This window comes from Pseudoalteromonas sp. UBA2102 (genome assembly GCF_002331165.1).
Lineage (GTDB): Bacteria > Pseudomonadota > Gammaproteobacteria > Enterobacterales > Alteromonadaceae > Pseudoalteromonas > Pseudoalteromonas atlantica.
Map to the genome: position 1 here is coordinate 21,187 of NZ_DCYU01000075.1, position 8,997 is coordinate 30,183.

At 41.2% G+C, this 8,997-nt stretch carries 10 protein-coding genes; 9 read left to right on the top strand and 1 reads right to left on the bottom strand.

Translation table 11 applies throughout. The annotated features are described in order from the left end of the window. The first annotated feature begins 5 nt into the window (after positions 1-5). Positions 6-653 (top strand): energy-coupling factor ABC transporter permease, encoded by a 648-nt coding sequence (locus B2R65_RS10625; protein ID WP_286742410.1) that lies wholly within the window; start codon positions 6-8, stop codon positions 651-653. Next, positions 650-1,450: a putative RNA methyltransferase gene (locus tag B2R65_RS10630; protein ID WP_121637386.1), complete on the top strand. Its 801-nt coding sequence runs from the start codon at positions 650-652 to the stop codon at positions 1,448-1,450. The genes B2R65_RS10625 and B2R65_RS10630 overlap by 4 nt, the downstream gene beginning before the upstream one ends. 132 nt (positions 1,451-1,582) lie before the next feature. Here B2R65_RS10630 and yfbV read toward each other — a convergent pair whose 3' ends face one another. After that, positions 1,583-2,029 carry a terminus macrodomain insulation protein YfbV gene (yfbV, locus tag B2R65_RS10635; RefSeq protein WP_054982400.1) on the bottom strand — a complete coding sequence of 149 codons (447 nt, stop codon included), beginning with the start codon at positions 2,027-2,029 and terminating at the stop codon, positions 1,583-1,585. A 300-nt stretch (positions 2,030-2,329) separates the two neighbouring features. Between yfbV and B2R65_RS10640 the strand changes: the two genes are divergently transcribed. The 7 genes from B2R65_RS10640 to B2R65_RS10670 all read left to right on the top strand — a co-directional run bounded on the left by B2R65_RS10640 (position 2,330) and on the right by B2R65_RS10670 (position 8,985). Further along, positions 2,330-3,544, top strand: a complete 1,215-nt coding sequence (locus B2R65_RS10640; RefSeq protein ID WP_126008737.1) for an acetate kinase — start codon at positions 2,330-2,332, stop codon at positions 3,542-3,544. Between the two features lie 2 nt (positions 3,545-3,546). After that, positions 3,547-5,706, top strand: a complete 2,160-nt coding sequence (gene pta, locus B2R65_RS10645) for a phosphate acetyltransferase (protein ID WP_096739704.1) — start codon at positions 3,547-3,549, stop codon at positions 5,704-5,706. A 226-nt stretch (positions 5,707-5,932) separates the two neighbouring features. Next, complete coding sequence (locus B2R65_RS10650) at positions 5,933-6,322, top strand: ACT domain-containing protein (protein WP_004587776.1); 390 nt, start codon at positions 5,933-5,935, stop codon at positions 6,320-6,322. After that, positions 6,323-6,820: a PTS glucose transporter subunit IIA gene (locus B2R65_RS10655; protein ID WP_055019374.1), complete on the top strand. Its 498-nt coding sequence runs from the start codon at positions 6,323-6,325 to the stop codon at positions 6,818-6,820. Between the two features lie 4 nt (positions 6,821-6,824). After that, positions 6,825-7,169 (top strand): ArsC family reductase, encoded by a 345-nt coding sequence (locus tag B2R65_RS10660; protein ID WP_096041847.1) that lies wholly within the window; start codon positions 6,825-6,827, stop codon positions 7,167-7,169. Further along, complete coding sequence (gene dapE, locus B2R65_RS10665) at positions 7,169-8,299, top strand: succinyl-diaminopimelate desuccinylase (protein ID WP_286742419.1); 1,131 nt, start codon at positions 7,169-7,171, stop codon at positions 8,297-8,299. The genes B2R65_RS10660 and dapE overlap by 1 nt, the downstream gene beginning before the upstream one ends. After that, on the top strand, positions 8,299-8,985 hold the full coding sequence (locus B2R65_RS10670; protein ID WP_286742422.1) for a M15 family metallopeptidase: 687 nt from the start codon (positions 8,299-8,301) through the stop codon (positions 8,983-8,985). Before dapE ends, B2R65_RS10670 begins: the two co-directional genes overlap by 1 nt. The last annotated feature ends 12 nt before the right edge of the window (positions 8,986-8,997 follow it).

An 8,997-nucleotide genomic window follows, 5' to 3' on the forward strand; every position in this document is an offset into this window, starting at 1 on the left:
TTGCTATGTTAACGCTTGAAATACAAGGGCTACTTTGGGCCCTTGTTTTAATTATTACCTTTATAAGCGTAGAAAAAAATACCTATAAAGCACTTTATAAAACGCCTGCACGGCAAATAGGGGTACTTGCGTGTGCGTTAGTGTTTGCCATGTTATGGCAAATTAAAGCGGGTATTTTAAGCGGTCTTGATTTACACATTTTAGGTGTAACTGCCGCAACGCTAATTTTAGGGTGGCGCCTTGCTATTTTAAGTAGCCTGCTGGCCAGTGCCCTATTGGCGGCTTTTGCAAACATTGATCTTAACCTTTTGCCCATGCAAATACTGTTTGGTGCATTTATTCCTACATTATTAAGCTACCTTGGCTTTATAATGAGTTATCAGTATTTACCGCGTCACTTTTTTGTTTATATTTTTGTATGCTCTTTTATATTGGCAGGCTTTATTGCATGTCTAAAAATAAGCTTAGGGGCTTTGTTTTATTTGCTTATAGGGCAATATAATTGGCAAGAATTGGCAGATAATTACGTATACCTAAGTGCTATCATTTGGTTTCCTGAGGCAATGCTTAACGGTATGGCCATTACGCTTTTGATCACTTATCGGCCACACTGGGTCAAAACTTTTTATGATAAGGACTACCTAGACTCATGAGTCTGCAATACCAATGCCCTTTATGTAACCACGCACTTTTAAAACATAATTCATCACTTCGATGTGACAATAATCACACCTTCGACTTTGCCAAAGAAGGCTATGTAAATTTATTACCGGTGCAACACAAAAACTCAAAGCAACCGGGTGATTCTCTCGAAATGGTACAAGCAAGGCGTGCTTTTTTAGAGCAAGGCTTTTACGCATTTTTACAGCGCGCATTAAGTAATATGATTAGTGAGCGTAAACCAAGCGTACTAATAGATTTAGGCTGCGGCGAAGGATTTTATACTCATGCCATTGCCGATAAAATAGAGGCGCAGGTATACGGCGTCGATATTTCTAAATCAGCCGTAAAATATGCAGCAAAGCGATACCCACAATGTCATTTTAGCGTTGCATCAATTAGCCAAGCGCCTTTTAAGTCAGGCACTGCTGACGTATTACTGAGTGTTTTTGCGCCTTTGTTTGAGCAAGAGCTGGCGCGTTTAGCAGCGCCAAATGCCACATTAGTAGTTGCAAGCCCTGGGCCGTGGCATTTAAAAGAGCTTAAAGAATATATTTATGCAGATGTAGCAAAACACACTGAAATTGACACGCCAAGCGGCTTTATAAAAGCAGATCAAAAGCTCATTACAGAGCAGGTTACGCTTAATTTTTCAGATATTAAAAATTTAATAATGATGACACCATTTGCGTGGAAATTTAGACCTGAACATTGGCAAACTCTTGAAGAAAAAGGCGCCCAAAGCGTCACCCTATCGTTTTACATTACCGAGTTTAGTAAAGCCGATTGATGTTTTAATAACGAGTGTTTGTGAGGAAATTACTGATAGGGTAAATTGAGTTAGCTCATATGCCAGAGGGAGTGTTATAAATAAATGGAGCAAAGCGTGCGCTCTGCTCATACACTTATAATTAAATGCGCTCTAAAATTGCTCTTTAGTAAACGCTTTATCCATTTTATCAAACATGTCTTTTAATAAGTGTGCAAGCTCCATATAACGGGGCTTGTTTTCGCTTATTTGGGCTTGGTAGCCATTTGCCACCATTTTGGTATATAACTCGTTGTACCATTTTTGCATGCTCGGTTCTAATGGTGTTTCGGCTCGCTTACCTAACCAAAACAAGCCTTGCAACGGCAACGATAAAAAAAACAATGCACTGGCAATCGCTTGCGGTAAAAAATCGGGGCCTAAATAGTTAAGCTGAAAAAATAACGTAAGCATGGCTAATATTGGCATTACAGTAATTGCCAGCTCGGTTGCCTTAATTACTTTAAATTCGTTAAACAACGGTGCTAACTCTTTACGCATAGGCCATTTTTTTGCATATAACCTACCCGTTTGTAATTGTGACATCACACTTTTTTGCATCATGACTCCTCACATCTAAACTTTTAAACCCGTAGCGCCTGCTTGCCACTGCCTGTAAGTGTAACACAAATAAATAGCTTCACACTTTAGCAGTAAAAGTTATTGTTTTTGTATATATAAGCAACTAAACACTAAACTAAATTTATTAACTGGGTTAAAATACTCATCTTATAAATTAGACTTTAGTCGCTTTTTTATCACCTATATGGTGGCTAAGTTTACCTTTAATTTGCACCTTAAGTGTATTGTTCATATCTTAACGTACACTTACTAAATTTATTGTTTATGGAAACTGTATCTATGCCAACTACGCCCTCTAAATCACAACACGTTTTAGTATTAAACTGTGGTAGTTCGAGTTTAAAATTTGCCATTATTGATGCTGATAACGGGCATGAAATTATTTCGGGCTTAGCTGAACGCCTAGGTTCAGAAAATCCATCTATTAAATATAAATACCAAGGTGATAAAACCGTTATCACCTTAGCTGCTAATCAAGCGCATGGTGAAGCAATTAATACGCTTGTGAGCCTAATTAAAGATCACCACTTAGATGAGCATTTAATTGCCGTAGGCCATCGTGTTGTACACGGTGGTGAGCACTTTACTCAATCTGCATTAGTAGATGAAAAAGTCATAGCGGGTATTTCAGATGCTTCAAGCCTTGCCCCTTTACATGGCCATGCAAACTTACTGGGTATTTCATCAGCGCAGGCTTCGTTTGCTGGTTTGCCACAGGTTGCTGTTTTTGACACTGCATTTCATCAAACCATGGATAAAGTAGCCTACTTATATGCACTCCCTTACAAGCTATACACAGAGCACGGTGTTCGCCGTTACGGTATGCACGGCACAAGCCACTATTATGTAGCAGGCCAAACCGCTAAATTAATTAATAAGCCTGTTGAGCAAAGCAATTTTATTAGTGCGCATTTAGGTAATGGTTGTTCTGTGTGTGCAATTAAAGGCGGTAAAAGTGTAGATACTAGCATGGGCTTAACCCCGCTTGCTGGGTTAGTAATGGGCACCCGCAGTGGTGATATCGACCCTGGTTTATTTAACTTTTTAACAACACAACTTAATTACGATGCAAAACAAATCGACAACTTACTTAATAAAGAAAGTGGTTTGTTAGGTATTAGTGAACTGTCTAACGACTGCAGAACCATAGAAGAAGCCGCTGTAGCTGGCCATGAAAAAGCCGCCCTTGCACTTGATATTTTTTGCTACCGCCTTGCTAAACAAATTGCCGCCTACATGGTGCCATTACAGCAGTTAGATGCGCTTATTTTTACCGGTGGTATAGGCGAAAACTCAGATATTATCCGCGAAAAAGTAATCACACAACTGGCGTTTTTAGGCTTAGATTGCGATAAACAAGCCAACTTAGATGCGCGATTTGGTAATGAAGGCATTATTAGCTCTGACAACGCGACCACTAAAGCGGTTGTAATGCCAACTAATGAAGAATGGGTAATTGCCCTTGATGCCGCTAACATTGTGAAGGAGCTTTAATTATGGCACGTCGTATTATGTTAATTCCGGTTTCTACGGGTGTTGGTTTAACATCTGTTTCTGTCGGGTTAGTGCGTGCGCTTGAGCAAAAAACCGTGAAAGTTAACTTTTTCAAGCCAATTGCCCAACCACGTACGGGTGAAACAGGCCCTGAAAAGTCGACTCAAATTATTATGCAAGGCTCATCAATTACCCCACCAACTCCCTTTGCATTAAACTATGCAGAGCAAATGATTGGCGATGGTAAAGGCGATGATTTACTTGAAGAAATAGTAGAGCGCTTTGAAAGTAAAATTAACGATGACGAAGTGGCTATTATTGAAGGTATGGTGCCTACTCGCCGCCAACCTTATGCAGGGCGTGTAAACCGCGAAATAGCCCAAACTCTGGGTGCCGATATAGTATTTGTATTAACCCCTGGTAATTACACCATTACGCAAATTGAAGACCGTTTAGAAATTGCTGCTGGGTATTATGGTGGCATTGATCACCCGCGTGTTTTAGGCTGTATTTTTAACAAAGTGAATGCCCCGCTTGATGAAGAAGGCCGCGCCCGCGCTGATTTGGTCGATTCATACAAAGCTGAAGAGCTCGATAACGAATTAAACCGTTTAGCTTCTTTACCTATTTTTAGAAAAAACCCATTTATGCTGTTAGGGGCCATCCCGTGGGACTTTGATTTAGTTGCGCCGCGCGTTAAAGATTTAAGCGCGTATTTAAAAGCCACCATAATTAACGAAGGCGACATGCTACACCGTCGCTTACGCCGTATTACGTTTTGTGCGCGTACCGTATCAAACATTTTGAACCACTTTACACCGGGCGCATTATTAGTCACCCCAGGCGACCGTTCAGATATTTTAGTCGCTGCGTGTTTGTCGGCCATGAACGGCACTAAAATTGGTGCTATTTTACTTACCGGTGGCTTTGAACCAGAGCCGCGTATAATGGCGCTGTGTGAACAAGCAATGCAAACAGGCTTGCCTATTTTAGCCACAGAGGCAGATACTTGGCGTACATCATTACTACTGCATAATTTTAATATGGAAGTACCAAGCGATGATGACCAACGTATTGAAAAAGTAAAAGATCACAACGCAGAATATATCGATTCTGATTGGCTCGATACGCTTGCAAAAAATGTTGGCAAAACACGTAAGCTCTCTCCTCCTGCGTTTCGTTATTTACTTACAGATAAAGCCCGTAAAGCGGCTAAAACAGTGGTACTTCCTGAAGGAAATGAGCCGCGTACTATTAAAGCCGCGGCTATTTGTGGACAACGTGGTATTGCAAAAACAGTATTACTTGGCGATCGCGATGAAATAATGCGTATTGCCGAGCAACAAGGTATTGAGCTTAACGAACATGTAAGTATTGTTGAGCCAAAATCGGTGATTAACGACTATGTTGCACCTATGGTCGAAATTCGTAAAAGCAAAGGCTTAACAGAAGTCGTAGCACAAGAGCAATTACAAGATAATGTTGTACTGGGCACTATGATGCTTGAGCAAGGTAAAGTCGATGGCTTAGTATCTGGCGCTGTTAACACAACAGCTAATACAATTCGCCCACCGCTACAGCTAATTAAAACCGCTCCAGGGTCATCACTTGTATCGTCTGTGTTTTTTATGCTGCTGCCCGACCAAGTACTGGTATACGGCGACTGTGCAATTAACCCTGACCCTAATGCAGAACAATTAGCAGATATCGCTATTCAGTCAGCCGATTCTGCAGCTGCGTTTGGCATAGAGCCACGTGTTGCCATGATAAGCTACAGCACAGGTACTTCTGGCTCTGGCGCCGATGTTGAAAAAGTGCGTGAAGCCACGCAAATTGCTCAACAAAAACGTCCAGATTTAATTATTGATGGGCCATTGCAATACGACGCTGCGATTATGGAAAATGTTGCTCTTAAAAAAGCACCCAATAGCCCAGTAGCCGGTAAAGCTACGGTATTTATTTTCCCAGACCTTAATACCGGTAACACAACCTACAAAGCCGTACAACGTAGTGCCGATCTAATCAGCATAGGGCCTATGTTACAAGGTATGCGAAAGCCCGTTAACGATTTAAGCCGTGGCGCATTAGTCGATGACATAGTGTACACCATTGCACTTACAGCTATTCAAGCAGCTCAAGTTGAAGCGCTCGAAAACGCCTAAATTAAACTAGTGCTTTTTATAGCCTAGCTAATATTTACTTATTAATTAGTTAGTTAGGCTATTTATACCTACCAATTCCCATACTTATCCACAGAAATTGTGGGTAAGTTTTAAATCCTTATTACCCACAGTCACACAGCCTTTATTTTAGTGGCTGTTACACCTTTAATTTAAAGCCAATAATCTATACTATTAACTGACTCTATACGCTGTTTGCAGGTTATTAATGTCAAAACAAACATTACAATTACACAGCACGCTGTTGTCAATTCATAGTTTAGAAGTGGATGCAGACATTCCTGTAGCGCTATTAAAATTACCCCTATTTTTTATTTCTAAAACTCACGATGAGCTTTCTATTGTTTGCCCTAGTCATTTTGCTATTGAGTGTTTAGATACAGAGCCTGATTGGCAAGCACTTGAAGTGGTTGGCCCGTTGGGGTTTTCTTTAACGGGGATTATGGCCAATATATCTGGCGTGCTTGCAAAGGCTAATATTTCTATTTTTTCTATCTCAACCTACGACACAGATTATATTTTGGTAAAAAAACACACTGCGCAGCAAGCCATCACTGCACTTAAAAACGATGGCTACAATTTAGTAGTAGATCAATAAATGAGAGCAGCCTCTATCGAGTTTTTAGCGCAAAATAAGCTCCCCGCCAGCGCATTAAAAATTACCAGCCCCTTTAGCGGCAAAGTCATTGATTTAAACCAACACCCTGAGCCCTTTTTTAAATTTTCTACCCTTGGGCCAACTATGTTGGTTGCATTAAGTAATCACAAAATTTTAGCGCCCTTTGATGGCACTTTAGTGCAGGTTAAAAATGCAGGATGTGAATTTATTCTCCAAGCAAATAACGGTTTAAAGGTTCTCATTAACTTGTCACTACCGGCGCAGCAGCCTATTACACACACACATATTGCACAGCTAAATGGCAGCAAAATAAGCAAAGGGCAGCGCTTAGCTTACTTTGATTTACGCGAACTTAAATCGCCCTTACTAGCCAGCTTGGTGCTATTAAATGGCCATAACTTAGGCACTTTTCATTATTCACACACGCAAGTAAATGCGGGTGTAGACCCCCTTTTAACTATTATTAAGAAGAACTAAACCTATGATCACTCTTTACGGCATTAGTAATTGCGACACCATTAAAAAAGCCAAAAAATACCTCGCCGACAACAACATAGATTTTACCTTTCACGATTACCGAAAAGACGGTGTAAACGAGCAGCTTGTAAGCGAATTTGCTGAGCATATTGACTGGGAACAGTTAGTTAATAAGCGTGGTACAACCTATCGCGCACTCGCTGATGAGCAAAAGCAAAACCTAAGCAAAGACACTGCTATAACATTACTTGTAGAGCAACCAGCTATGATCAAGCGCCCAGTGCTTGTAAATAACAACAGCTACCACTTAGGCTTTAAAGCTGCGCAATACGATGAGATATTTAAATAATGACACATGAAGTAATTGCACTTGCACAAGCGCTTATTCAGCGCGAGTCGGTAACCCCTGAAGATGCGGGTTGCCAATCAATGATGAACGAGCGTTTAAAAGCCCTAGGCTTTAATATTGAGTCGTTATTTTTTACCGATACACTCAATACATGGGCCCGAAAAGGAAATGAGTCGCCACACTTTTGTTTTGCAGGGCATACCGATGTAGTCCCTACAGGACCTGCACAAAACTGGCAGCACCCGCCATTTTCAGGCTTAATTGAAGATGGTTTGCTGCATGGCCGAGGCGCAGCTGATATGAAGGGCTCTCTGGCGGCAATGCTTGTTGCTACTGAGCGCTTTGTGGCTAAAAATCCTGATCATAAAGGCTCTATCTCATTTTTAATTACCTCCGATGAAGAAGGCCCCTTTATCAACGGCACAACCAAAGTAATAGACACGCTTGAAGCACGCGGCGAAAAAATTGATATGTGCTTAGTGGGTGAGCCTTCATCGCGAGATGTACTCGGTGATGTAGTGAAAAATGGCCGTCGTGGCTCCCTTACTGGCTTTTTAAAAGTAAAAGGTGTGCAAGGCCATGTAGCCTACCCCCACTTAGCACAAAACCCAATTCATTTGGCTGCACCGGCCATTACTGAACTGAGCCAAACCGTGTGGGACAACGGCAATGAATTTTTCCCTGCAACCAGCTTCCAGGTATCAAATATAAATGGTGGCACGGGGGCCGGTAATGTCATACCGGGCGAGCTTGAAGTGCAATTTAATTTTAGATTTAGTACCGAAGTAACTCATCAGCAATTACAAGAACGGGTTAATGCTATTTTACAAACGCATGACTTAAACTACGAATTAAGCTGGATAGTAAATGGCTTGCCGTTTATTACCGAGCATGGCCCGTTAGTTGATGCCACCGTAAATGCGATTAAATCTGTCACGGGGTTAACTACTAACCTCGAAACCACCGGGGGTACGTCAGATGGGCGCTTTATAGCGCAAACAGGCGCAAAAGTGATTGAACTAGGCCCGCGTAACGCCACTATTCATAAAGTAGATGAATGTGTAAGCACCGATGATTTAATCGCTTTAGCTGATATTTACGAGCAAATTTTAGAACAATTGTTAACCTAATGGCACTCGATACCAATACATTAGCAATGTGTATCACTGGACAAAGTGATACACACCTCACTGAGATTCAATCGCATCGGTTACATACTGATATTATTGATGACTTTATAGCCCTGCAAAATGGCGCTAAAAATGCTGGTTTTGAGTTGACTATTGCCTCAAGTTTTCGCGATTTTAATCGCCAAGCCATGATTTGGAATAACAAGTTTTTAGGTATACGCCCTGTTTTTAATAAACAGCAACAGATAGTGGATTTAAGCCAACTAAATGAGTTGGAAAAATGCACGGCTATTATGCTCTACTCTGCCATGCCAGGGGCTAGTCGGCATCATTTAGGAACCGACCTTGATGTGTATGATACCGCTGCAATTAGCGATGAATATAAGCTGCAACTTACCCCTGATGAATACCAACATGGGGGGCCATTTGCGCCACTCAGCCAGTGGCTTGATAAAAATCTAGCTAAATATGGTTTTTATCGCCCCTACAAACAGGATTTAGGCGGCGTAGCACCTGAACTTTGGCATATTAGCCATATTAAGCAATCTCAGCGGTTAGTAAACACATTGAGTGAAGCGATGCTTTACGAATGTATAAGCAACAGCGATTTAGAGGGTAAGTCAGCTATTTTAGATAATTTACCCGCGCTATATAAACGTTTTATAACAAATGTAAGCCCGCCTTAATAGCGGGCTTTT

What these genes read in the sequence shown, in the direction of transcription:
- B2R65_RS10655 (WP_055019374.1), top strand. Translation starts at nt 6,323, where the DNA reads ATGAGAGCAGCCTCTATCGAGTTTTTAGCGCAAAATAAGCTCCCCGCC.
- B2R65_RS10660 (WP_096041847.1), top strand. Translation starts at nt 6,825, where the DNA reads ATGATCACTCTTTACGGCATTAGTAATTGCGACACCATTAAAAAAGCC.
- dapE (WP_286742419.1), top strand. Translation starts at nt 7,169, where the DNA reads ATGACACATGAAGTAATTGCACTTGCACAAGCGCTTATTCAGCGCGAG.
- B2R65_RS10670 (WP_286742422.1), top strand. Translation starts at nt 8,299, where the DNA reads ATGGCACTCGATACCAATACATTAGCAATGTGTATCACTGGACAAAGT.
- B2R65_RS10630 (WP_121637386.1), top strand. Translation starts at nt 650, where the DNA reads ATGAGTCTGCAATACCAATGCCCTTTATGTAACCACGCACTTTTAAAA.
- B2R65_RS10625 (WP_286742410.1), top strand. Translation starts at nt 6, where the DNA reads ATGTTAACGCTTGAAATACAAGGGCTACTTTGGGCCCTTGTTTTAATT.
- B2R65_RS10650 (WP_004587776.1), top strand. Translation starts at nt 5,933, where the DNA reads ATGTCAAAACAAACATTACAATTACACAGCACGCTGTTGTCAATTCAT.
- pta (WP_096739704.1), top strand. Translation starts at nt 3,547, where the DNA reads ATGGCACGTCGTATTATGTTAATTCCGGTTTCTACGGGTGTTGGTTTA.
- B2R65_RS10640 (WP_126008737.1), top strand. Translation starts at nt 2,330, where the DNA reads ATGCCAACTACGCCCTCTAAATCACAACACGTTTTAGTATTAAACTGT.
- yfbV (WP_054982400.1), bottom strand. Translation starts at nt 2,029, where the DNA reads ATGCAAAAAAGTGTGATGTCACAATTACAAACGGGTAGGTTATATGCA.